This window comes from Vibrio sp. 1562, assembly GCF_033340155.1.
Taxonomy (GTDB): Bacteria; Pseudomonadota; Gammaproteobacteria; order Enterobacterales; family Vibrionaceae; genus Vibrio; species Vibrio alginolyticus.
The window spans coordinates 328043-351514 of the sequence record NZ_JAWOVY010000002.1 but is presented as its reverse complement, the minus strand read 5'-3'; the positions used below and the strand labels follow the sequence as shown (position 1 = coordinate 351514).

Genomic DNA, 23472 nt, shown 5'->3' with positions numbered 1-23472 from the left:
CCGTGTTGGCTCACTCAACATGTAGGGACGCATGAATTATTAATCGTTTGCTTTCGAATTCCTTTAGGCGGAGTGACAAATGATGTGGTCAAAAAATAACGCGTATTGTGCAAATGCACAACATCACGACATTTTTGAGAGCCGAGTCGCAATATAAAGCTCCGCTAACCCCACAAAATTGGTTGTTGGTAGCCCTGTTATCTCGGTGATTTTCTCTAACCGATAGCGCAGAGTGTTCCGGTGAATAAACAGCATTTTAGAGCATTCTGTTACATTGCCATTGCATTCAAACAGTGCATCTAGGGTTTTCAATAATTGCCCAGATTTGTCTTTCTCTTTCAACCGTTTCACGCCATCAATAATTTGTTCACCTTGCCAAATATCCGCCAACGGCGCTAACAAAACAGGCAAACGAAGTTCATCGAACAGGTACTTACGTTTCTCTGGGTAGAACTGCTTGCCAATGGCTAATACCTGCTTCGCGCTTTGGTATGACAACGCGACATCTTTAGGCTCATTAAACAACTGTCCTAGCGCAATGTGAAACGTATGCGAATCGTGATCGCTTAAACGCGACATCAACTTATCAATGCGCTCACTTTCAACTTGGCTATCCCACTGCTTGGCGGAATGACACGGTTTCAACACCACAATTTCATTCACCGAGACAATCGCAACTAGGTTGTTACGCTCTGGGTATTCAAGCAGCTCAACAATATTGCGCACACTCTTCATGCTTTTCGAGGCGGACGGCGTCGAGACTTCAATCACCGTTGCCACCCGTGGTTGAGTAACATCGATAGAAAGACGCATCGCCCAATCTTTCAGCTCTTCATCGGTCAATTTCCCATTGATCCAAGCCAGAATAAACTCTTCGCGATGACGTCTGTCCCACTGAAATTTTTCCACCAGCGCGGCTTGCTCGATTGTCAGTTCAGCGGTCATTTTAACCAGTTTTGCAAAATCTCGGATTTTCTCCGGCTCGCCTGTGACGCCAACAATACCGACCACGTCGCCATGTAATTTCAACAACATATTGATACCGGGTTTGACACCCTGCAACGTCAAACATTGTTGCTCATTAAGCTCTAGCGAATCGCCATGATTCAGCGCCAGTACCGCGCCATCATGCACTTGCCCAACACGTTTAGGGTCGCCACTGCCAATGATGATGCCTGCCGAGTTCATCACATTCACATTGTGACCAATGATGGACATGGTTCGATCAACAATTTGTTGTGCTAAAGCGTGGTCGAGAATCACCATTTCGAGTTTCCAAATTGACCGTTTAACCACTCAATAAATCACAAATGGCAAACTATCGCGATGCTGCGGTTCTAAATAACGGAAGCAGCTCAAAGCATTATCCAATTACCCATATTTAAAAAGTGGATTAAACCTTCATTTTTAGCAGAGGGTTATATACTTAGAACAAAGGTTACCAATGCATTCTTCACTGTGCATTGATGCCACTCGTCTACCTACAGAGGAGAGATCAACATGGAGTTACGGAATAAATCGGGGGAAGTTGCAAATATTGCTGATAACCTCACTTTGAAGGAAATCACAGAAATGGGCTACACCGTAGATTTATGCGATGAAGCATTTGCTCCTGGAGAGCATTGGAAAGCTGAAGGTAAAACGCAAGGTATGGGCGAGTATCCAGAGGAGTAAACGTCCTGACTAACCAGCGTACAAAAGCGTTCCACAAACAGAAAAGCCGAGCGACTTAACGCTCGGTTTTTTACTTCTGAACTTCTTGAATAAACAAGCTCATCTCTTCAAGATAATTGCCGTTTGAGCATCCCCAGTCGGTGACCTCAATCAACTCAGTAACTAACTGTCCAGACTCATCATCTTGCACGCTCTGCATAAACGCTTCAAAACGTTCCAGTTGTACCTGACTCTTAACGCCATGCACGGCATATTCTACAAGCAAGCCGTTGTACGTCTGCCAGCGCTGATCGCCCGCAACATCATTGCTTAAAATCACAGAACACTTTTGTTGAATGCTTTCAACCGCATCATTTCTTGGTGGCGCGACTGTGGAACATCCAACTAAAATCGTACCTACCGCCAATAACGTAACTTTTGTCTTATTTATCATATCGTTTCCAACTGTATCGCCACGATATGGAAATCTTATTACACCTGATAAGGATCATCGATAGCGCACCGCAGATTAATTACTTAATAAACTGTAAACTCCATACCAGTCTTAACACTGCAAGCTCATAACTCCTATTAACTCACCCAAATGTAAACAAATAGTAAAATCACCTTTACGCGATGCAAAATCGACATATGAGATTAGCGTTCCTTTCTCGCGACCAAGCGTGCAATAATCAACTGTCTACATAACGAAACCATTTGAAGGATCAAAATGACCGCAACGGATTATCTCAACGACCTCAATCAACGTTACCTTGCGATTCACCGCACCAAAGAAGATTTCTTTTGGGAAACTTACATGGGGATCAGCGATGACCATGATGGCTCGACGCAAGCACAAACGGCATGGACAAGCTTTTTAAGCAACGCCGAGCAAATTACCGCCATCAAACAACAGCTTGAAGCCGCGGACTCAATTACCGACCCACAAGAGAAACAACAAACCATTACGGGTCTATCTGGTTGGCTGGCGATGTTTGAATCTCACGCTATCGAGGGCGAAAAAGCACAAGCGTTGAAAAATCAGCTCATTGCCTTTGAAGCTGAGCTCTTCGAGAAAAAACAGAACCACGTACAAACATTTACCGATGAGAACGGCGAGCAAGTAGAAGGTTCACTTCCAGTATTAAGCTCAACCATTCGCACCAGCAATCATGAAGAAGTTCGCCAATCGGCTCATCAAGCGTTGCTGAACCTTGAACAATGGCTACTGCAAAACGGCTTTATTGAACTGATCAAACTGCGCAACCAGTTCGCTCGCTCACTGGGTTATGCGACTTTCTTTGATTACTCCGTGCAAAAAACGGAAAAGATGAGCACTGAGCAGCTATTCGAGATTTTGGAAGATTTCGAACAACGCACGCGAGATGCGCACCTAAACAGCTTAGAAAACTTGGCGAAAGAGAAAGGCGCAAGCGCACTAGCAGGCTACAACTTTGTTTACTCATTCGCGGGTAACGTTATGCGTGACCTTGACCCATACGTGCCGTTCTCAAAATCTCTGAGACGCTGGGTAGAATCATTTGGTCGCCTAAATATTGATTACTCTGGCGCGACGCTAACGCTGGATTTACTAGATCGCAAAGGTAAGTACCCGAACGGGTTCTGCCACGGCCCTATCCCTTCTTTCTATAATCAAGGCGAATGGGTCGCAGCACAGGTGAACTTCACCAGTAATGCCAAACCAGACCAAGTGGGCAGTGGCTACGATGGCATTAACACGCTGTTCCACGAAGGCGGCCACGCAGCACACTTTGCGAACGTAAAAATGAACGCGCCTTGTTTCTCGCAGGAGTTTTCGCCGACGTCAATGGCTTATGCAGAAACTCAGTCGATGTTCTGTGATAGCCTGTTAACCGATGCCGATTGGCTAAAACAGTACGCACTGGATGATGAAGGGAATTCTGTTCCTGATGAGATTATTCAAGCAATGATCAACAGCCGTCAGCCATTCAAAGCTTATGAAGAACGTAGCATCTTGGTTGTGCCATATTTTGAGCGCGCGTTGTATCAACTGAGCGATGACGAGTTAACGCCAGAGCGCATCACTAAGCTAGCTCGCGATTGTGAAAAACAGATCCTTGGTTTGGAATGCAGCCCTCGCCCACTGATGGCGATTCCACATTTGCTATCCGACGAAGCAGCTTGTGCGTATCAAGGTTATCTACTCGCGCACATGGCGGTGTATCAGACCCGTGCATACTTCCTTGAGAAGTTTGGTTACCTGACGGATAACCCAGAAATTGGCCCACTGCTGGCAAAACACTACTGGCACGCAGGCAATCACTTGTCGCACAACGAAACCATTGTCAGCCTGACTGGCGAAGGCTTCAATGCCAAATACCTTGCAGACGTGTGTAACCTGTCACCAGAACAGGCATGGGAAGTGCAGCAGAAGAAAATCGACTCACTTGCGACGCGAGAGCGAGCATCAGTCGCTTCACTGAACGCCGCGATTAAAGTCGTCGACGGCAGTAAAGAGCTGGCAAGCAACACCATCTCTGACGAACAAATGTGTGACGATTTTGAACGTTACATCGTAGAGACTTACGGTCGATAAAACACAGAAAGCCAGGAGCTCGCCTTCTGGCTTTTTATTCTTTAGCTAATGCAATAGGAAGGAAGATCCATGTACCAAGAAGTCATCAAATTTTGGTTCGAGGAGCTATCGCCCCAAAATTGGTTTGAAAACAACCCAGAACTGGACAAGCGTATTACATCGCGATTTGCCTCGATATTAGAACAAGCCGCTCGTTGTGAACTGTTTAATTGGCGTGACAGCGCACAAGGGCGATTGGCCGAAATCATCGTCCTCGACCAGTTTTCACGTAATGTGTATCGCAACACCCCAAAAGCGTTTGCACAAGACCCACTCGCATTAGCATTGGCTCAAGAGGCAATTCGGTTAGGTCACGACAAAGAATTAGCGCCTGAGCAGCTAAGTTTTTTGTACATGCCGTTTATGCACAGCGAATCTCGCCTCATTCATGTCGAAGCTGAAAAATTGTTCCGCGCATCAGGGCTTGAAAATAACTACGATTTTGAGCTAAAACACAAAGCCATCATCGACCAGTTTGGGCGCTATCCTCATCGCAATGCGATACTGGGAAGAAAGAGCACTCCCGAAGAGTTAGCGTTTTTGCAACAACCTGGGTCAAGTTTCTAAATAACAATGAATAATGAGTTAACCATGAGAGACCACGCAGTATGCTGGCCATGCTTGCTAAAACTAGACGGCGACGATGAGCTGATCTACACGCATTCCCAGTCCGACTTAGACTCTGAATGCGAAGCCCTCATTTTTGGGCAAGATGATTACGTTATTGACTCAAATGGCAACACGTTCGAATTGAAAAACAATGGTTCGAACACCACTCTTTTACACCCAAAAGAACGAACGCTGTCCGTAGAAGAGGTTACGTCATTAATCCAATCGCATGAATTCAGCCTCGCGCAACGGTGCATTATCAAGATTCATTTCACCTCGGTGAGGCAAGCTGTTGAGGCCTTAGCTCACTAACTCAATCCCAACACCCACATCATTAAATAAAATTATTATTTTTATAATTTATGATAATTTCATGTAATTAATATCACGCCATATACTGTCCCACATCGAAACAAGACAACGTTCAAACACACATGTTGGGAGCAAACAAATGAAAATGAATCATGTCGGTATTATGGTCGGAGATATGGACAAAGCGGTTGAGTTTTACACGCAAGCGCTAGGTCTAAAAGTCGTTATGGGCAACACGAAAGTAATTGAAGAACGCGAAACGGCAATTGGCAGAATGTGTATTGCGGTCTTTGGGGAAGGCTTTAAAGGCTTCAACATTGCGCACCTTGTGACAAGTGATGGCATCGGCCTTGAGTTATTCGAAATGAAAGAGCGTCAAGAGCGCCATGAAGTGGATTTTTCTCGCATCGGTATCTTCCATTTCTGTTTGCAGACAGACGATTTTGAAGGTGCTATCAAACGCACCGAAGCACTAGGTGGCAAAGTTCGCATGGACATCATGCGTTACCACCCAGAAGACGATAATAAGCCTGCGAAAATGGTTTACCTAGAAGACCCATTCGGCAACCTATTCGAGCTTTACTCACACACTTACGAAGAAACTTACGCTTCTGATTACGAGTAATAGCCCCATCCATATTCCAAAAGGCTAGCAATACGCTAGCCTTTTTTTGTTTGCTTTGAGTTGCAGTGTTTCTGCACTCGCTCTAGCAAAAAAACATCTGGAATTTGATCATTTCTCTCACCACTTTTAAGGTCACTTTATACTTACCTCAACACAATGCAAAAAGGAGTGAAGCATGCCCACCAAAAATCCAATCGCCATCAAAGCGCTTGATCATGTTGTTTTAAGGACCTGTAACCTCGATGCTATGTTGCATTTCTATCGAGACATTTTGGGCTGCCCTGTCGAACGCGAAGTAACGGAACTTGGTTTAACTCAACTTAGGGCAGGTAACGCATTGATTGATGTAGTGACGGTAGACAGCGAATTGGGTCAACTCGGCGGTAAGCCACCAGTTCAAAATGGTCGTAATATTGACCATTTTTGCCTGCAATTGGCGCCTTTTTCCGAGGATGAATTACTGGAATATCTGCGTGCGCGCGGCATTGAAACCGAAGAGTTTGCGAAGCGGTATGGCGCACAAGGGTTCGGTAGATCACTCTATATACATGATCCGGAAGGAAATGTCGTCGAGTTAAAACCTCAAGTGATTGATGAGTAAGCGAGTAAAAAACCTTGTTATATTCTGAAAATAACAAGGTTAACTTCTAAAATAATTATTGAAGTAAGAACATATTATTAAGTCAAAATTATATCTGGCTCACCTATTTCTTTTTCTCGCCACCATTGTTTATTTATATGTTCTTGATGAACGTAAAAACTCTCCCCCGGCATTGGCGTCAGCAGCGTTATATGTTCTTTTTGACAATGGGTAAGCAAATCTAAAATCGGTTCGTCCCAGCGGTGAGTAAATAGCTCGTATGTAGCCCAATGCACGGGCAACAGTTTTTTCGCATTTAAATCGCGAAACGCTTGCACGGTATGATGAGCCTGCATGTGCCCCCAGTTTTCGACCGGATAACCTTGGCCTTTCACATCAGCAGCCACTTCCAAACAGGCAATGTCGATTGGTCCACATCGCAGTGCGATCTCGGAAAAGTGCGAATCGTAAGCTGAATCGCCACTAAAATAGAGCGTCTCTTCTTTGCCTTTGATGACCCAAGAAGCCCACAGGGTCGAGTTTTTATCGAAATAAGTACGACCCGAATTATGGTTAGCAGGCGTACAAATCAGTTCGATTCCGGCATAGTGCACGCTATCCCACCAATCGAATTCCACGATGTTGTCTGCGCAAACGCCCCACTTTATCAGATGCTTGCCAACCCCTAAGGGTACATAAAAAGTCACGGGTTTATCGGCGTAGAAACGTATGGTCGATGCTTCTAAATGGTCGTAATGATCGTGCGAAATCACGATAATTTCAGGAATCGGCAAACAATCTCTGGCATGGGTATTGGGAATATTGCGTTCAAACCACGCTTTTGCGATGAACGGAGAAGCGTAATCAAATACCGGATCAGTCAGAATTCGAATGCCATCGACCTCCACCAGCATGGTGGAATGGCCCAGCCAAGTAACGCGCATCGATTCACTTCTCTGCGCAAACTGCGTAGGTTGAATTGGGAAATGTGGCAGATGTTCGTTAGGACTCAATGGCGTTCTACCACCAAGATAGCTCCAACACACCTGCCAGAATGATTGCGGGCTAGGGATATTTGGCATCTCGTTTTTAACGCGGCCGTTTTCAAATTGAGGCGAGTGGTGAACACGGTGCGCCAACTGCGCATGGTAGGTTTGAGGGGAAATCAGTGAACTTGGCTTTTGTGTCTTTTGTTCACTCGTTAGGTATGTGCGCTTAAGTATCGTTTCAGACATATCGTAGTTTTGTCTCGCTTGCGAACGCTCAACAGTAGGTTTATTAAAACGTGCGTGTATGTCTATTTCGTGACCAAAATGAGGTGTAAGATGAAGATTCAGTTTCAATCAAACGTTTTCTATATTAAGGAAGCGGTTCTCAAACCTTCTGAATACTGCGTCGGTTTGAAAGGAGAAAGCTATGGTGACTTGCAGCCAATACGATTTTATTGAAATCGCCTGTATGTTTAAGCTCCCTATCGAGATCACACTAAAAAATGGTGAAACTCATCAGGGCAACGCGTTCGACACAGGCTACGACATGCAGCGACAAGAGTGCTTGTTTTTAGATATGGATGGTGAGCACACCGCCTTCCCGACTGAACAATTAGTCGCAATGCGCGCGCTCAAAACCAATCCGCATTTTGACGAAGTGACATTAGAGTAAACGTCCTTCTTTCACTGGCACTGTCCAATAAAAAACGCCTCTCAAGCTGACACAACTTGAGAGGCGTTCTCTTACACTATTCACCGGAACTTCATGTTATTCACGCGACCGAATGAAAACCAGCATCGGCATCATGATCACGAACATCACTCCCACAAGCTGGAAGGTGTGCACAAACGCGACCATTTGCGATTGCTGCTGCAACATCTGTTGGTATTGGTCTAACGCAACCGGGTCGGTAATAGAAAGCCCCTGATTGGCCGCCCAGTCATGCAAGTTAGGATTATAAGGATTAATACCCTCTCCCAGCGCATGCCATTGCTGCTGACTATCACGATATTGGAACGTGGTGGCGATAGAAATACCAAACGAGCTACCAATGGTACGGAACAGATTGTAAATACTCGCCGCCGCAACAGATTGCTCTTTCGGAATCGTTAAATACGCCAAGGTGGATAGCGTCGAGAAGGTTAAACCAAGCCCCATCCCCTGAATCATACTCGGCATCACAATCCAAAATGTATCGATCTGCAGTGAGTACTGCGTCATCAAATAGCTACCAATCCCGATGCAGCTCAAGCCAAAGACTATTTTGATTCTGGAATCGAATTGCGGATTGAGCTTAATCACCAAAATCAACATCGCCGCTGACGCCAACCCACGCGGTGCCATTAATAAACCAGTGGTTGAGACCGGATAATCCAGCAAGCTTTCCAACAGCATTGGTTGTTGAGTCGTCAGGCCAAACATCGCCATCGACACCACGGCAATCATCAATGACGAGACCATAAGGTTTCGGTCTTTCAGCAGCCACAATGGCGCTATTGGACTTTTGGTTTTCCAACTGCGATAGATCCACATCACCAATCCCATGACTGCGAGCAATATCGCCGTCTGAATCATGCGTGAGTCGAGCCAGTCTTCTTCATTCCCTTTATCCAACACAAACTGCAACGCGCCCACACCTAACGCCATGTAACCGATGATCCACCAGTCAAAGTTAGGTTTGGATTTGTTGTCGATGTGGATATAGCGATAAATCAAAGAGGTACAGATCAAACCGAATGGCAAGTTGATGTAAAAAATCCAGCGCCAGTTAATGTTGTCGGTGATCACACCACCCACAACTGGGCCCAAAATAGGACCAAGCAAAATGCCGATGGAGAAAATCGCCATCGCTTTGCCTTTTTGCTCATACGGATAAATCTGCACTAACGTCGACTGCGCCAATGGAATCACCGACGCGCCGAAAGCGCCTTGGATAATGCGAAATAGCACCATCTCTTCAAGAGACTGTGCTTGCCCACAAAGCGCACTGGCAATCACAAAACCGATCACAGCAACCAACATGACTTTGCGTTCACCAAAACGCGACACCCAGAAACTGGTCATCGGAATGAAGATCGCTTCCGCCATGCTGTAACCCGTCAACACCCACGTAATTTGGTCTGCCGTTGCGCCCAACGCGCCCATCATGTGCGATAGCGACACGTTCGCAACGGTCATATCGATTAACACCATGATGGCAGAAAGCATCACGGCGACGGTGGCAATCCCCCGTTTGTCTGCCGTAATTTGATGGCTCATTGCACGCTACTTTGCAAATCAATGGTGACTTCTGAGCTCGCACCCACGCGAAGTTGCGGCGCATCGGCCGGTACTTCTAATGCCAAACGTACAGGGAAACGCTGTTTGATTTTAACCCAGTTACCCGTTGCGTTTTCTGGTGGCATCAAGGAGAACGATGTACCACTCGCAGGCGATAGTTGTTCTACCGTTGCTTTCCACACCACGTCTGGGTACATATCAATCACCACATCCGCATGCATGCCAGGTTTAATATGAGTAAGATCGGTTTCTTTAAAGTTCGCGCGTACCCAATAGCTGTCTTTTAAAATCACAGGGAACAACGTTTGACCCACGCTAACGACCGAGCCTACGTGCGTATTGATTTCACCGGCAATGCCATCCACTGGTGACGTAATGTCGGTGTAGCTCAAGTTCAGCTCCGCTTGCGCTAACTGTGCTGCCGCTTGTTGAACGACCGCAGCCTCTACGCCTTCTTCACCACGGTTCGCAATGGCTTTTTCTACCGTTGCGCGCGCTTGCTCCAGGCTCGCTTGGGCATTGGCGAGTTTGTTTTTTGCCGTATCTAAATCTTGGTCCGACGCCAGTTTGCGTTTCACTAGGGAATCCGTACGTTTGTACTCTACTTGCGCTTCTGTCAGGTTAGAGCGCGCCGCATCTAAGCCCGCAACAGCTTCAGTTACCTGCTTATCGGCAACGTCATGTTGCTGGACCGCCAATTGGTATGCCGCTTTTGCTTGCTTCACGGCCAACAAATATGGGCGTGAATCTATCTTCAGCAGTAGGTCACCTTTATTAACAGATTGGAAATCTTTAACATCCACAGAAACCACTTGGCCTTTTACCTGAGGCGCTACCGACAAAATTTTTGCCCTAACGTAGGCATCTTCCGTGCTTGGGTGACTGTCTGAATACTGCCAAGACCAATACATCGCACCAAATGCGATAACACAGAGAGTAAAGAAAAGAGTTTTTACCAGCTTAGATCTGGAGGAAGAATGCTTTGCGATGTCGTCGCTCATTTATATTGTCCACTTGTTCAATTATGTGATCAGTGTAGGACTTTTCGATCTTCCGACAATAAAATGATCTGCAAGGTAAAGATCCAATTTTGCATGTTGCTAAGTGGAGTAAATGATGTGCAATCAAAACGAGGATAAAAAAGAGGGGCAGTCCCCGTAACCGCCCCCAAAGTCATGCCAATAATAGTAATGTGCGTGTAACTACTGGTTTTTCTTAGAACTTGTAACCGCCGCTGATCATAAATACCCAAGGGTTAATTTTGACGTCGGTTTTTTGCTTCACTCCACCTGCTTTATAAGTTGCTTCTGTCTCAATGTTTGCGTACCACGCAGCGGCGTTGAGGAACCATTGATCGTTGATCATGTAATCCACACCAATATTCGCTGCTAGACCGAATGAATCATCCAACTTAAGATCTGAAAGACCAGCGCCTTTACCCGTGCTATTGAAGCCCTCATCAAAGAACATGGTGTAGTTGAGACCTGCACCCACGTATGGACGGAACTTACTTTGTGGCTCGCCAAAGTAGTACTGCACCATAAGCGTTGGTGGAAGGTGTTTGGTGTCCGCGATATCACCAAGACCTAACAAGTCTGTTGAAATATCGTGGCTGAATGGTGTTGCTGCTAGAAGCTCTAAACTGATGTTGTCTGTAAACATGTAGCCAAACGTCAAACCAAGCTGCGTATTTGAGTCAACTTCTAACTCTTCTTGAGAACCAAGAATCTTATCACTGCTGTCATTTGGAACGACAGACGCCGCACCAACACGAAGAACGAAGTCACCTTGTTTATGAGCGAAAACACTTGGTGACACGAGTGCAGCAACCACTGCTAGACTGCAGATTGTTTTTTTCATTTTTATTTCCTTTCGTAGGGCTTCGTTATGTCGTACCCAAAGGGGTGCCTGCTAACTGATCTGAGATTTCAAGTAAACTCAGCGCCTTGAAGCACACGGGTATCTATATCTTTTTGAGCTGTGCGCAATCTAGCACATAGAAACCCTACTATTTTGATGGAAATCAATTTGTGAAAAATATAGGTTTTTTGTATGGAGAAACGCCATATTGATCAACAAATTATGCAAATAGGATACAATTCTGTAATGCAAACTGTGCGTGTGAGTTGCCATGCATACCCATAAATGCGAATCCTCTCGTTAAGGCTCGTAGCCAGCAAAAACTTTTTTCGCCCTCTACGTCTTCTATTTTCAAAAAACAACCCACTTAAAAAGCTCGTTTGACCCCTTAAAATCGCGATTTGAGGGGTTTGTAAAACACTGAAATACAAGAAGTTATTTTTCTGGAAAATCAGTCACTTGGAGTGCTAGTCTGCTCGCAACTAAGGAGAAGACATGTTAAAAACCGATCTCATTTTTGAACGAGAAAACTTTTCTCATCACGATTTTCAGAATGCTACCTTTAAAAACTGCCACTTTTATATGTGCTGTTTCGACCATGCCGATCTGCGCGATGCTAAGTTCATCGACTGTCGCTTTATCGAATCCAAAGCGCTAGAAGGGTGTAGTTTTCGCTTCGCGAACTTAAAAGACGCTAGCTTTACGAACTGCATGTTGGCGATGAGCCTGTTTAACGGCGCAAATTGTATGGGCTTGGAGCTACGTAAGTGCGATCTCAAAGGGGCAAACTTCCAAGGTGCGAACTTTGCTAATCGCGTCAGTAACACCATGTTTTTCTGTTCTGCTTTTATTACTGGCTGCAACCTCACCTACTGTAACTTCGAGCGAGTGTTACTAGAAAAATGTGACCTCTTTGAAAACCGTTGGAACGGTGCGAACCTCGCAGGGGCAACTCTCAAAGGCTCGGATTTATCTCGCTGCGAATTCTCGCCAGAACAATGGGGAACCTTTAACGTTGAGCAGTGTGATCTGACTCATGTCGAACTAGACGGGCTGGATGTTCGCCGCGTTTCTCTGTTTGGTGTTAAAATTTGTGATTGGCAACAAGAGCAATTGCTTGCGCCTTTTGGACTGATCATTCTCTAAGGAAAGGCCATGAACCTGTTTAAAGACTTACCGAATAACCTCGACGAGGAAGTGTTCGAAGACCTGCTGACCCACAAAAACCTGCGTATAGAACGCATTCTCTCAACGGGGCAAACCTCTCCCGAAAGTGGCTGGTACGATCAAGAAGAACATGAATGGGTCTTGGTTCTTAAAGGAGCAGGTGAGCTGACTTTTGAATCAGGTGTCGTGCAACGACTTGAGGCAGGCGATCACGTTACGATTCCAGCTCATACCAAACACAAAGTGAGCTGGACTGACCCAACGCAAGAAACCATCTGGTTGGCGGTGTTTTATCAATAAACACAAAACGATCTTAAACCAAAAAATAGGCGCTGAGTTTGCTCGATACTACTAAGCCGTCACTGGCACTGTTTGATTTTGATGGCACCATCACCCGAGAGGATATGTTTAGCCTTTTCCTCCACTATTCTGCTTATGGCCTGCGCAAACGAGTGGGAAAGGTCGCTATCATGCCATTTTATGCGCTGTACAAACTCGGAGTGTTACCCGCTCGTGTTATGCGTCCTCTCAGCAGTTTTATTGCATTTTCAGGGAAAGAAACGCAGAAAATTGAAGCGATTGGCGCTCAGTTTGCCCACGAAGTGATCCCGCTGTACTTACGGCCAGAAGCGATGGAAAGGTTGGCGTGGCATCAGCACAGAGGCGATACCATTGTGGTGGTGTCGGCATCACTCAATGCGTATCTCAAGCCTTGGTGTGAAGCGAACGGTTACCACTTGCTGTGCAGTGAACTGATCTCAGAACAGCCAAAACTGAGTGGCTTTTACCAGCAAGGTGATTGCAGTTTAGAAAAAAAAGTCTCGCGCGTTAGGGCCACGTTTTCGCTCGACGAATTTGCGTCTGTTTATGCCTACGGTGATACGCACGAAGACATTCCGATGCTCAAACTGGCAGACTACGCGATGCTCAACTGGAACGAGTGGAGAGCAAGCGAATAACGATATGTGCTCTGATTTTCAAGACAACCACTCGACCAAAGTGGTGGTTTTAGACTGAAAAAACAAACCCTTCTCACATGAGAAGGGTTTTATTGTTCAGAGCCAGAATAAATGGCTTAACGCCATACACCCCATTGACCCGTTGTGCCAGGTTCCTCACCAGACGTCCACCACTGGGCAGTCCATTCTTTGCCGTTGTGCGTCACCACATCACCTTGGTTGTAAACGGCTGTCTTGTCCCACAAATTGGTTGGTTCAACTGGTGGCGTGACATCCGCTTTGAGCAGTGACAACGCATAACTGAAGTCTGCACTTGGCGCTAATACTTGATTCGCATTCACGTTGTTACTGTCGAACATGTAGTGATTCATCTCTTGATGCCAAATACCCACATACCAATCGCCCGTTTGCTGCGCGTTAAATTGATCAGCAATTTCTGCCGCCCAAGTCGCCGTATTGTTTGCACTGATTGGTAGTGAAATATCGACAATTTCATTACCTGTCGCATTAAACGTACGGAAACGAATGGTGTCACCCGCTTCTACTGGTCCGAAACCTTGCTGAACAAAGTAGCCTAGAGATGTCAGATTATTGCCCGGTTCGGTTGGATCAACGGGGTCAGTCGGCGGCGTCGTACCTGTTCCGTTTAACGTAATGTCACTACAGTTGTAGAAACCTTCACCAGCCACATCAATGCGCTGCCAACGAGTATAAAGCACTGCATCGCCGGAACGATCAGCAGGGAAAGTCACCTGAATACGGTAGCGTTTTTCCGCATCAACATACACGTCACCTGCGGTGTCGATCAGCTCTAAATCACTCCAAGTAAGCGGTTTTGAATCATCATAAGTCGGCTTGGTGAGATAGAATTCCCAGTACGATGGGTTGTGCGGCGCCTTGCCGTAAAACACCAATTCAATCTGGTTGTTTGCATCTGGCGTAACATTGGTGCGCTGCCAGTTTGGAGAAGGAATGTTCAAACCTTTCTTAGCGGCATCGCCGGCAGAACACAGTTCGCCGTCACGGACTAAGGCTTTAACATGCTCCATATCTCGGTAATTTGGTACGTTTGCTGCAATTTCACTGCGTTGCACAAACGGGTAAGCACCAGATTCTTCAAAAGCCGCTTTACACGCTTGGTTGGGGATCTCATTGGTCCAAAAACCACCGTCTAAATAACACGTATTCTGACGAGCACTTGGAAATTCTACCCAGCCGTGGGCGTTGACGTTAAATGAGCTCAATGCGGCAACAGCGCTTAAGCTCAAAAGAGGAAGTGTTACATGTGATTTCATCGTTCATCCTTAAATTTGCTGACTCGCCGCTCATGAACACAAGCGGTTTAAGCAAAACTAGCAGGATGAGATTATTTCGAAGGTGAGAATAAAGGTGGAAATTGTAAGAGTGCCATCTGCTTTCCAGCATTTGTTGTGTACTTATCTCATACTCGACTGACTCTTTCGAGTCACTTCAAATTCATGTGCCACAAAAACTGTCACTCTCGTTTGGCTATCGCTCGTCTTTTGGTGTGTCCATCACCACCATGGTTGTGATCGACTTGACGTGTTCGCACTCACCCAACACATCAGCATGGAACGCTTTATAAGCGGCGAGATCTTGCGTCTCTACGCGTATGAGATATTCGTTAGATCCCGTAATGTTGTGACATTCCACCACCTCGTTTACAAAACGCACATGCTCTTCGAAACCCAGCTGCGCCTGCTTAGAGTGCGAGGCCAAACCAATCGACACATAAGCGACAAAACCCACGCCAAGTTGCTGATTATCCAGTACTGCTCGGTAGCCTTTGATCACGCCTTTACGCTCTAAATCTTGCACTCGGCGTAAGGTTGCAGATGGAGATAAACCAACGCGTTCCGACAGCTCTACATTGGAGGTTCTTCCATCTCGTTTGAGCACTTGCAATATTCTTTCGTCAAATCTATCCATGATGATGTTTCATTGCTTATTTAGTTTCTAATCATCAAATAAAAGCACAATATTGACCTCAGTTCTACTTATAGTTGTTCTCAACTTATCGAGAACTGATTCAAGGAACAATCTATGGAATATCATCAACTGGGTGCTTTGGCGTTGTTCGCTTTTGTCTCCACTTTTACGCCGGGTCCCAATAACATTATGTTGATGACCTCAGGGGCAAATGTCGGCTTTAAACGCACTATCCCACACATGTTGGGCATTACCTTCGGCTTTGGTGCCATGCTAATTTTGGTGGGTATTGGCTTGATGAGCCTGTTCCATGCCTACCCGCTAACCCACTCCATTTTGAAAGTATTGAGCTTGAGTTATTTGCTGTACTTGACGTACAAAATCGCCACCAGCGACAAAACCGAAGCAAAACACGATTTTCGCCCGATGTCTTTTTTAGGGGCTGTCGCATTCCAATGGGTGAACCCAAAAGGTTGGTCGATGGCGTTGACGGCCATTACGGTATACACCAGTGGCGGTTCTTGGCTCGAACTGACTTTTATCGCCGGTATCTTCTGTTTAGCTAACTTGCCATCGGTGACATTTTGGACGGCGGCAGGTATGCAATTGCAGCGTTGGTTGACCACCGATAAACGCGTTAAGGGGTTCAACTACAGCATGGCTGCGCTGTTGCTTTTGTCTACGATTCCAATGATATAAGTCCATTTATGGTTAAAAAACGACTCACTTTACGTGGTTAGAGAAAGGATAGAGGTAATATTTTTCTTGAGGCTTTGGCGTTAATTCACAGTGTAAATTTGTTTAAAGACGCTACCCTCTTGTTAGGGAACTTGATAATCTTTAAATGAGAAAGAGAATAATTATCGAGTAAAGTAACAATGAAAAAGAAGCCTCAACCTAAAACGCTTGTTGTCACAGACACAGAAACCATCACTCCAAACATGCAGCGCATTACCTTGCAAGGTGAGGCGCTGAGCCACTTTCCTCGTGACTGCGAAGGCAGTTACATCAAATTACTGTTTAACGATATGGGCGGCGCGGATCTGAGCATCCTGTCAGAAGACGACCGACCAATCATGCGCACCTACACTATTCGACGCTTTCATCCAGAAACCAGTTCAATCGAAGTGGATTTCGTCCGACACGTAACGCAAGATCTGCAATGCGGATTTGCAGCGCGTTGGGCAATGGCCGCGCAAAAAGGCGACACGATCAGCATTGTTGGGCCAGGTAGCATCTCCAACTTAAATACTGAGGCGGATTGGTTCTTCATGGCTGCCGATATGACAGCACTTCCAGCACTTTCTGCGAAAATTCGTACGCTGCCAGAAGAGGCCAAAGGCTACGCTGTGATCAGCGTGATGTCTCCAGCCGACATTCAACCCCTAAACACGCCAGCCGGTATGGAGTTGATTTGGCTAACTGAACAGCAAACCTTGGCTGATAGCGTTCGCGAACTCGAGTGGTTAGACGGTAACGCTTCGGTATGGTGTGCGTGTGAGTTCGATTCAATGCGCGCGCTGCGCCAATATTTCCGCAATGAGAAAGAAGTCGATCGCGAGAACATCTACATCAGCAGCTATTGGAAGCAAGGCGTGTCTGAAGATGGGCACAAAGTGATTAAACGTGAAGACGCGGAATCCAACCAATAGCGGTTCATGTCTTTTCGATTCCAGCTCTCATCCTAATAAAAACGCCCGGCATCACCGGGCGTTTTAGCGATTTCAGTTGTATTAAAGTTATTGAAAACTCTAATCCGCTAGTTCCTGCGCTAAAAAGTCGATCAACAACCTCACTTTGGGCGATAAATTTCGGCTTTGTGGATACAGTGCCCAAATGCCTTCACGGTCGTCTCGGTAATCGGTCAGCACCTCGACTAGCTCACCGTTATCTAGGGCTTCTTGAACGTAATAGTCCGGCAACTGCACTAAACCCAAACCACGTTTGGCGGCGCCCATTAGCGCAAAACCACTATTGCATTTAATCCTCCCCGACACACGCAAAGACTTATCGCGTTTATTTTCCTTAAAATGCCAATAATCGACCGAACCAACTAGGCACTGATGTCGAGCCAGTTCGGATAATGTGTGAGGCTCGCCAAATCGCTCCAAATACATAGGGCTAGCACACACGTAATTTTGACGCGACGAAAGACGCTTTGCGATCATGCTGGAATCTTGCAGGCGGCCAAGACGAATCGCCACGTCTACCCCTTGCTCTATCAAATCCAGTTTTTGATTGGTCAGAACTAAATCGAGGTCCACACGCGGGTACTTCTCCAAAAACTGATGCAAGAGCGGCGCGAGGTTCATTTCCCCATAGGTCACAGGCGCTGTCACACGCAGCAAACCTCGCGGTTCGGTCTGCATTTGTGTTACAGCAAGCTCGGCCAGTTCTAGCCCTTCGACCAAATGTTTGCACTGCTGATAATAAAGCTGTCCAGCTTCAGACAGAGAAACTTTTCGCGTCGTGCGATGCAGTAACTTGACCGCAAGACGCTCTTCAAGTGCCGATACGCGGCGACTGATTTGTGCCACTGACGTTTTCAGTTTAGCCGCGGCAGCTGTAAAGCTGTTAGTTTCCGCTACGGCAACAAACTCGCTGACTCCTTCCCAATTCGCCATGCTGTATTCCTGTCGACCTCTTCTAGACAAATAGTGATTACATTGTTCTCGTCGCGCTACGCTTTGAAAACTGGAAAACTTTACGCGTCAGGTAACGGACGAAGATCGTCGTATTGCGCATCAAGCTCAATGCCAAAATATTCTTTCAACGCATCCAGGTAGGTTTGACCTGGCTCTAGCTCTATTTCTGTTAGCGCTTCATGATTGGTGCATCTGAGTGTGTAGTTAAGCAGCGTCACCAACCCACTTTCTGTCGCTCTAGCAGCGACTCTTGCGCTAGTAAAACGCGAATTAGGCGAAGTCGAGGTAAAGAAGTTGCTACATGCAATGTCACCAGCAAACACAAACTCTAGGTCAAAGCTGTATAGATTGTTCCACGTGTCCGTTCCATCGGTTGAAAGCACTTGGAGGAAATAACCAAACTGAGCATCTTTGACAAAACGGAAGGTTTGTAAATCCGTCTGAATCACTTGGTCAAGGATAAATGGCAATGGCGCTCGAGGGGTATTGGAGCCAAAACCCACATCGACAATCCATGTTTGTTCCTCTAACGTCACTAACGTGATTTGATGACTACGACCTGTTGGTGTACCAGACACATGTACACGCCCTAGCAAACTTCGCGCTTCAAACCCAAGAGTGTTGAGCACATCAAGCATTAAACCATTTAATTCAAAGCAGTAACCACCGCGAGAGTGGTACACGGTTTTTTGAATAATATCTTCAATCTCAACAGAGACGCCTCGCTGCAATGCGATGTCAAAATTCTCAAACGGCAGGCAACGATGCTGCGCCACGTGAATTCTGTGCAATGACTCCAAATCGGCGGGCAATTCACTAGGCAAGCCTAGCTTGGTTAAATAGGCACTCAGATCCGTCTTATTCATAATCACTCTTACTTAGCTGATGGTTTGACAGTTTTCTACTTTAGCCCCTCTATCTAACTTCAGGTCAATCACCTTTTCCATTTCCCTTCCGCTTTAAGGAGGCATCGCACTCTTTTTACACGCTCACCTTATCATTATTACGCATATGTAAAAATCATTTTCAAAATGGACGGATTATCATTTTTACTGAAACACCTAAAATGAGCACCAACAAAACGACGAAGCGCGGTAAGCAAACCTTAACTACGCTTATTACGTCACTCCATATACTGAAAATATAAAGGAAACATCCAATGTCGCTTGAAATCAAACCTGGTCAAACTCACATAAAATCAAAAGCAATGGTCGCTTGGGCTGCAGGTGAGCCGCTTAAAATGGAAGAAGTTGATGTACAACTTCCAAAAGCCGGCGAAGTGCTAGTACGCATCGTAGCAACTGGTGTTTGTCACACTGACGCATTCACACTATCAGGTGACGATCCAGAAGGTATCTTCCCTTCAATCCTTGGTCACGAAGGTGGCGGTATCGTTGAAATGGTTGGCGAAGGCGTAACAAGCGTTGAAGTTGGCGACCACGTTATCCCACTTTACACTGCTGAATGTGGTGAGTGTAAGTTCTGTAAATCTGGCAAAACGAACCTATGTCAGGCCGTTCGTGAAACGCAAGGTAAAGGCCTAATGCCAGATGGCACAAGCCGATTCTCTATCAACGGCGAAACTATCTTCCACTACATGGGTTGTTCTACTTTCTCTGAGTACACGGTTCTTCCAGAAATCTCACTAGCGAAAGTAAACAAAGAAGCACCACTTGAAGAAGTTTGTCTTCTAGGTTGTGGCGTAACCACTGGTATGGGTGCGGTATTAAACACAGCTAAAGTTGAAAAAGGCGACACAGTGGCAATCTTTGGTCTCGGCGGTATCGGTCTTTCTGCAATCATCGGTGCTCGCATGGCTGGTGCCAGCCGCATCATCGGTGTAGACATCAACGAAAGCAAATTCGACCTAGCGAAACAACTTGGTGCAACTGACGTAATCAACCCACAAAAATTCGACAAGCCAATTCAAGAAGTGATTGTTGAAATGACAGACGGTGGTGTTGACTACTCATTCGAATGTATCGGTAACGTAAACGTGATGCGCCAAGCACTTGAGTGCTGTCACAAAGGTTGGGGTGAGTCAGTCATCATTGGTGTTGCTGGTGCAGGTCAAGAGATCTCAACTCGTCCATTCCAACTGGTAACTGGTCGTGTATGGCGTGGCAGCGCTTTCGGTGGCGTTAAAGGTCGCTCTGAGCTTCCAGAAATCGTAAACCGTTACATGGCTGGTGAATTCGGCTTACAGGAGTTCATTACCCACACAATGGGATTAGCAGACGTCAACAAAGCGTTTGATCTGATGCATGAAGGTAAGAGCATCCGAACAGTTATCCATATGGATCAATAATGCTGCCTCAGGCTCTCCTTTTGGGGAGCCTGAATTCCTTCTGCTAATTAGAGAGTTTATTCATGACCATTGAAAATGTAAGCCAAGCCAAAGTGTTTGGCGGTTGGCACAAGCAATATACACACGAATCCAATGCCCTAAACTGCACCATGCGCTTCGCGATATTCTTGCCACCTAACGCAACGAAATCAAATCCCGTACCCGCGCTATACTGGCTCTCTGGTTTAACGTGTACCGATGAGAACTTTATGCAGAAAGCGGGCGCATTTCGTATGGCGGCCGAGCTTGGCATTGCGATCATTGCACCAGACACAAGTCCGAGAGGCGAAGGTATCGCTGACGACGAAAGCTATGACCTAGGAAAAGGAGCTGGCTTTTACCTTAATGCGACGCAAGCACCTTGGTCACTGCATTACTGTATGTACGACTATGTGACTGAGGAGTTGCCTGCGATCATCGAAAGTAACTTCCCAGTCTCTGACGTGAAGTCAATTTCCGGTCACAGTATGGGCGGCCACGGAGCGCTCACCATTGGTCTGAAAAATTCAGAACAGTACCGTTCTATTTCAGCGTTCAGTCCAATCAGTAACCCAATGCAATGCCTTTGGGGACAAAAAGCCTTTACTGCTTACTTAGGCAAGGAGCTTGAAAGCTGGAAGCAATACGATGCAAGTGAACTTCTAAAACAACAACAATCACCATTACCAATTTTGGTTGATCAAGGTGATGCTGATGGCTTCTTAAATGAGCAGCTTAGACCGGAAGCGCTGATTGCTGCGGCAAAAATACACGATTCAAACCTAACCTTGAGAATGCAACCAGGCTATGACCATAGCTATTACTTCATCTCAAGCTTTATTGAAGAGCACCTCAACTTCCATGCAAAATATTTGTTTGCATAGTTAATTTAAGTAAGCTCATGAAATAAAAAATAAAGTCACCAAAACTAGGTGACTTTATTTTCTTTACGTACTAACAAATACATATCTGAATATCGATGATTTAAATATGTAAAATAATGTAACTTAAGAGCAAATTCGACATCCATTTCTCGCCTTATTAAATTCTCATTTCCGACACAGTACCTTTATTAAAAATGACACAAAGTTGCACTAAAAACCAATTAAATACCGCGAAATCATTACGAAACTCTACCATCATCCCAATACTCTGAGCTTTTAATTAAGAAGCAACTTAATAACCTTGACGTGACGTAAACCGACAGTTATTTTTGAAACATAACGTATTATAAAATCTCATCCGGTTGGCTCTATAATTATAAATAAATTACCGCTAGCACCTTTGTCCTAGCTAAGAAAAAAGAATAAAACTCAAAAGGGCATATGATGAAAAAGATAGTCGCGCTAGGTCTGTTTTTTGTTGCGCCATTCTTGTCTGCAAATACGATCGTATTTAGTAGTAGCCAGCAGCCTAGTGTCATACTGGAACTGGAAGAGATCCAAGCTTTACCTACCACTAGCTACACGATGACATTGCCTTGGCTTCCTGCTTCGTCAGAGTTTTTAGGCGTTAAACTCAGCACGCTTCTTACACACGTCTACGGAAAGGTACCAGAGCAGGTTGATATCAGCAGCTTAAACGACTATCACTCGACATTGTCCCGACAAGATATTCTTCGATATCAACCAATACTGGCTTATCAACAAGATCAGAATTACATAAAAGTCAGGAATAAAGGCCCTTTCTGGGTGATATATCCACTCAATCTCTATCCAGAGCTAAACTACAATAAATATCATGCGCAAATGGTATGGCAAGTAAATGAAATAAAAGAAAAATAATAAGAATGAAGTTATCAGAACCCTATTCTAAGAAACAAAGAATATTGCAATATTCTACCACCAGCAAAATGCTGCTGGTGGTGTTTGCCGTTTCTTTGCTCCTCGCGAATGTCGTGCTTTTACAGCAAACACGTTCACTCTCACAAAATTTTAATAACGAACAAAAACAAGCGACTTGGTTTTTATTCCAACTCTCCAAAGAACTATCAGAACTTGTCGGCGAGGCCAGACGGTTAGATGAAAACGTATTGAATATTGATGGTGCAGAGCTTCAATACGAGTTAGCGTGGAGTCGCTTTGACTTATTGACCAGTAGCACGAAAGCCAATAAGTTCTTTTCTCGGAACAACATGCACCTTTACTTCATTAATCTTTTTGAAGAGTTCAAAGAGCTAGAAAAACAACTAGTAGAAGCTAGAACAGGTGACAGCCAAGCTGCTGCTGCATTTTATCGTTCAACTCAAACACTATATTTAGGCTTAATAGACTTCGTTAATCAAAACTTCCGTCTAAGCAGTAAAGCTTATGAAGCACAAAAAGGTCAAACCCAGCGCTTAATGCAAGCACAATATATGTTGTTTGCGACGTTCGTTTTGTCGATTATCTCTCTAACTTATTTCTTTTATCGTGAATCCCATTTTCATAGAAAATTGGCGCTAAGCGACCCTTTGACGAACCTAGGGAACCGCAATGCACTATTCATAACCCTAAACAAATTTACTCAAGAAAAAAGGCCCTTTTCTCTCTGGATTCTAGATTTAAATGGTTTTAAAGAAGTCAACGACACACACGGACACCAAGTTGGCGACACTGTACTGCGGGAAATCGCTAGGCGGCTTAATTCTATGGCACTCAATGATTTTACTGTTTATCGCATGGGAGGAGATGAGTTCGCGGTTATCCTTGAAGGTGAACATCTCAATGAAGAGAACGTACGTGAGCAGATAAATACCGTCTTTGATGCACAAATATTAAACTCCGATAAAGTCTCAACACTTTCAACAAGCATGGGCTTAGCGCAATACCCTAAAGACAGTGACAATGTTGACTTTCTTATCAGCATAGCGGATAAGCGCATGTACAAAATGAAATTTCAACGTTAAACGGTATATATG

General features: G+C 45.3%; 26 protein-coding genes. 16 read left to right on the top strand and 10 right to left on the bottom strand.

What is annotated here, in order from left to right:
• Window positions 1-123: 123 nt before the first annotated feature.
• Window positions 124-1266, bottom strand: coding sequence for a sugar diacid recognition domain-containing protein (locus tag R7Z49_RS03355; RefSeq protein WP_005374330.1), 1143 nt, complete (start codon window positions 1264-1266; stop codon window positions 124-126).
• Window positions 1267-1500: 234 nt separating this feature from the next.
• On the opposite strand from R7Z49_RS03355, the gene R7Z49_RS03350 reads away from it, so the two are divergent.
• On the top strand, window positions 1501-1674 hold the full coding sequence (locus R7Z49_RS03350) for a hypothetical protein (RefSeq protein WP_005374332.1): 174 nt from the start codon (window positions 1501-1503) through the stop codon (window positions 1672-1674).
• Between the two features lie 70 nt (window positions 1675-1744).
• Here the strand turns inward: R7Z49_RS03350 and R7Z49_RS03345 are convergent, their stop codons facing one another.
• A complete protein-coding gene (locus tag R7Z49_RS03345) occupies window positions 1745-2107 on the bottom strand; it encodes a hypothetical protein (protein WP_005374335.1) in 363 nt (120 codons plus the stop codon).
• 276 nt (window positions 2108-2383) lie between these two features.
• On the opposite strand from R7Z49_RS03345, the gene R7Z49_RS03340 reads away from it, so the two are divergent.
• The 5 genes from R7Z49_RS03340 to R7Z49_RS03320 all read left to right on the top strand — a co-directional run bounded on the left by R7Z49_RS03340 (window position 2384) and on the right by R7Z49_RS03320 (window position 6417).
• Window positions 2384-4231, top strand: coding sequence for a M3 family metallopeptidase (locus R7Z49_RS03340; protein WP_054576491.1), 1848 nt, complete (start codon window positions 2384-2386; stop codon window positions 4229-4231).
• Window positions 4232-4300: 69 nt separating this feature from the next.
• A complete protein-coding gene (locus R7Z49_RS03335; RefSeq protein ID WP_054576492.1) occupies window positions 4301-4837 on the top strand; it encodes a DUF924 family protein in 537 nt (178 codons plus the stop codon).
• Between the two features lie 24 nt (window positions 4838-4861).
• Window positions 4862-5191, top strand: coding sequence for a DUF4144 domain-containing protein (locus R7Z49_RS03330; RefSeq protein WP_033907198.1), 330 nt, complete (start codon window positions 4862-4864; stop codon window positions 5189-5191).
• 139 nt (window positions 5192-5330) lie between these two features.
• Entirely contained in the window at window positions 5331-5816 is a 486-nt protein-coding gene (locus tag R7Z49_RS03325; RefSeq protein ID WP_005374344.1) for a VOC family protein, read from the top strand.
• Window positions 5817-5991: 175 nt separating this feature from the next.
• On the top strand, window positions 5992-6417 hold the full coding sequence (locus R7Z49_RS03320; protein ID WP_017634369.1) for a VOC family protein: 426 nt from the start codon (window positions 5992-5994) through the stop codon (window positions 6415-6417).
• Between the two features lie 77 nt (window positions 6418-6494).
• Here the strand turns inward: R7Z49_RS03320 and R7Z49_RS03315 are convergent, their stop codons facing one another.
• Window positions 6495-7631, bottom strand: a complete 1137-nt coding sequence (locus R7Z49_RS03315; protein WP_054576493.1) for an MBL fold metallo-hydrolase — start codon at window positions 7629-7631, stop codon at window positions 6495-6497.
• A gap of 181 nt (window positions 7632-7812) precedes the next feature.
• Here R7Z49_RS03315 and R7Z49_RS03310 point away from each other — a divergent pair, with 181 nt between their 5' ends.
• Window positions 7813-8058, top strand: coding sequence for a Rho-binding antiterminator (locus tag R7Z49_RS03310; RefSeq protein ID WP_054576494.1), 246 nt, complete (start codon window positions 7813-7815; stop codon window positions 8056-8058).
• Between the two features lie 96 nt (window positions 8059-8154).
• Here R7Z49_RS03310 and R7Z49_RS03305 read toward each other — a convergent pair whose 3' ends face one another.
• The 3 genes from R7Z49_RS03305 to ompW form a co-directional block, all read right to left on the bottom strand.
• Entirely contained in the window at window positions 8155-9645 is a 1491-nt protein-coding gene (locus tag R7Z49_RS03305) for an MDR family MFS transporter (RefSeq protein ID WP_318111326.1), read from the bottom strand.
• Window positions 9642-10667, bottom strand: a complete 1026-nt coding sequence (locus R7Z49_RS03300; protein WP_054576496.1) for an HlyD family secretion protein — start codon at window positions 10665-10667, stop codon at window positions 9642-9644. The genes R7Z49_RS03305 and R7Z49_RS03300 overlap by 4 nt, the downstream gene beginning before the upstream one ends.
• Before the next feature lie 214 nt (window positions 10668-10881).
• A complete protein-coding gene (gene ompW / locus R7Z49_RS03295) occupies window positions 10882-11526 on the bottom strand; it encodes an outer membrane protein OmpW (protein WP_054576497.1) in 645 nt (214 codons plus the stop codon).
• Between the two features lie 495 nt (window positions 11527-12021).
• Between ompW and R7Z49_RS03290 the strand changes: the two genes are divergently transcribed.
• The 3 genes from R7Z49_RS03290 to R7Z49_RS03280 are packed head-to-tail and all read left to right on the top strand — an operon-like array spanning window position 12022 to window position 13652.
• Window positions 12022-12672, top strand: a complete 651-nt coding sequence (locus R7Z49_RS03290) for a Qnr family pentapeptide repeat protein (protein WP_005374358.1) — start codon at window positions 12022-12024, stop codon at window positions 12670-12672.
• Between the two features lie 9 nt (window positions 12673-12681).
• Entirely contained in the window at window positions 12682-12993 is a 312-nt protein-coding gene (locus tag R7Z49_RS03285) for a cupin domain-containing protein (protein WP_005374359.1), read from the top strand.
• A gap of 38 nt (window positions 12994-13031) precedes the next feature.
• A complete protein-coding gene (locus tag R7Z49_RS03280; protein WP_031778857.1) occupies window positions 13032-13652 on the top strand; it encodes an HAD-IB family hydrolase in 621 nt (206 codons plus the stop codon).
• A gap of 116 nt (window positions 13653-13768) precedes the next feature.
• On the opposite strand, the gene R7Z49_RS03275 is transcribed toward R7Z49_RS03280, so the two are convergent.
• Entirely contained in the window at window positions 13769-14947 is a 1179-nt protein-coding gene (locus R7Z49_RS03275) for a lytic polysaccharide monooxygenase (RefSeq protein WP_258664165.1), read from the bottom strand.
• Window positions 14948-15161: 214 nt separating this feature from the next.
• Window positions 15162-15602 carry an Lrp/AsnC family transcriptional regulator gene (locus R7Z49_RS03270; RefSeq protein WP_258664164.1) on the bottom strand — a complete coding sequence of 147 codons (441 nt, stop codon included), beginning with the start codon at window positions 15600-15602 and terminating at the stop codon, window positions 15162-15164.
• A 114-nt stretch (window positions 15603-15716) separates the two neighbouring features.
• Here R7Z49_RS03270 and R7Z49_RS03265 point away from each other — a divergent pair, with 114 nt between their 5' ends.
• Both R7Z49_RS03265 and R7Z49_RS03260 read left to right on the top strand, forming a co-directional pair.
• On the top strand, window positions 15717-16301 hold the full coding sequence (locus R7Z49_RS03265; RefSeq protein ID WP_005482872.1) for a LysE family translocator: 585 nt from the start codon (window positions 15717-15719) through the stop codon (window positions 16299-16301).
• A 179-nt stretch (window positions 16302-16480) separates the two neighbouring features.
• Complete coding sequence (locus tag R7Z49_RS03260) at window positions 16481-17254, top strand: siderophore-interacting protein (RefSeq protein WP_053303996.1); 774 nt, start codon at window positions 16481-16483, stop codon at window positions 17252-17254.
• Window positions 17255-17353: 99 nt separating this feature from the next.
• On the opposite strand, the gene R7Z49_RS03255 is transcribed toward R7Z49_RS03260, so the two are convergent.
• Complete coding sequence (locus R7Z49_RS03255; protein ID WP_017633836.1) at window positions 17354-18226, bottom strand: LysR family transcriptional regulator; 873 nt, start codon at window positions 18224-18226, stop codon at window positions 17354-17356.
• An 80-nt stretch (window positions 18227-18306) separates the two neighbouring features.
• Window positions 18307-19113, bottom strand: a complete 807-nt coding sequence (locus tag R7Z49_RS03250) for an arylamine N-acetyltransferase family protein (RefSeq protein ID WP_054576499.1) — start codon at window positions 19111-19113, stop codon at window positions 18307-18309.
• Between the two features lie 293 nt (window positions 19114-19406).
• On the opposite strand from R7Z49_RS03250, the gene R7Z49_RS03245 reads away from it, so the two are divergent.
• The 4 genes from R7Z49_RS03245 to R7Z49_RS03230 all read left to right on the top strand — a co-directional run bounded on the left by R7Z49_RS03245 (window position 19407) and on the right by R7Z49_RS03230 (window position 23460).
• Complete coding sequence (locus tag R7Z49_RS03245; protein WP_017633834.1) at window positions 19407-20555, top strand: S-(hydroxymethyl)glutathione dehydrogenase/class III alcohol dehydrogenase; 1149 nt, start codon at window positions 19407-19409, stop codon at window positions 20553-20555.
• A gap of 62 nt (window positions 20556-20617) precedes the next feature.
• On the top strand, window positions 20618-21457 hold the full coding sequence (gene fghA / locus R7Z49_RS03240; protein ID WP_318111321.1) for an S-formylglutathione hydrolase: 840 nt from the start codon (window positions 20618-20620) through the stop codon (window positions 21455-21457).
• A gap of 444 nt (window positions 21458-21901) precedes the next feature.
• Window positions 21902-22357, top strand: coding sequence for a hypothetical protein (locus tag R7Z49_RS03235; protein WP_005374384.1), 456 nt, complete (start codon window positions 21902-21904; stop codon window positions 22355-22357).
• A gap of 5 nt (window positions 22358-22362) precedes the next feature.
• Window positions 22363-23460, top strand: coding sequence for a GGDEF domain-containing protein (locus tag R7Z49_RS03230; RefSeq protein WP_005383270.1), 1098 nt, complete (start codon window positions 22363-22365; stop codon window positions 23458-23460).
• Window positions 23461-23472: the final 12 nt, after the last annotated feature.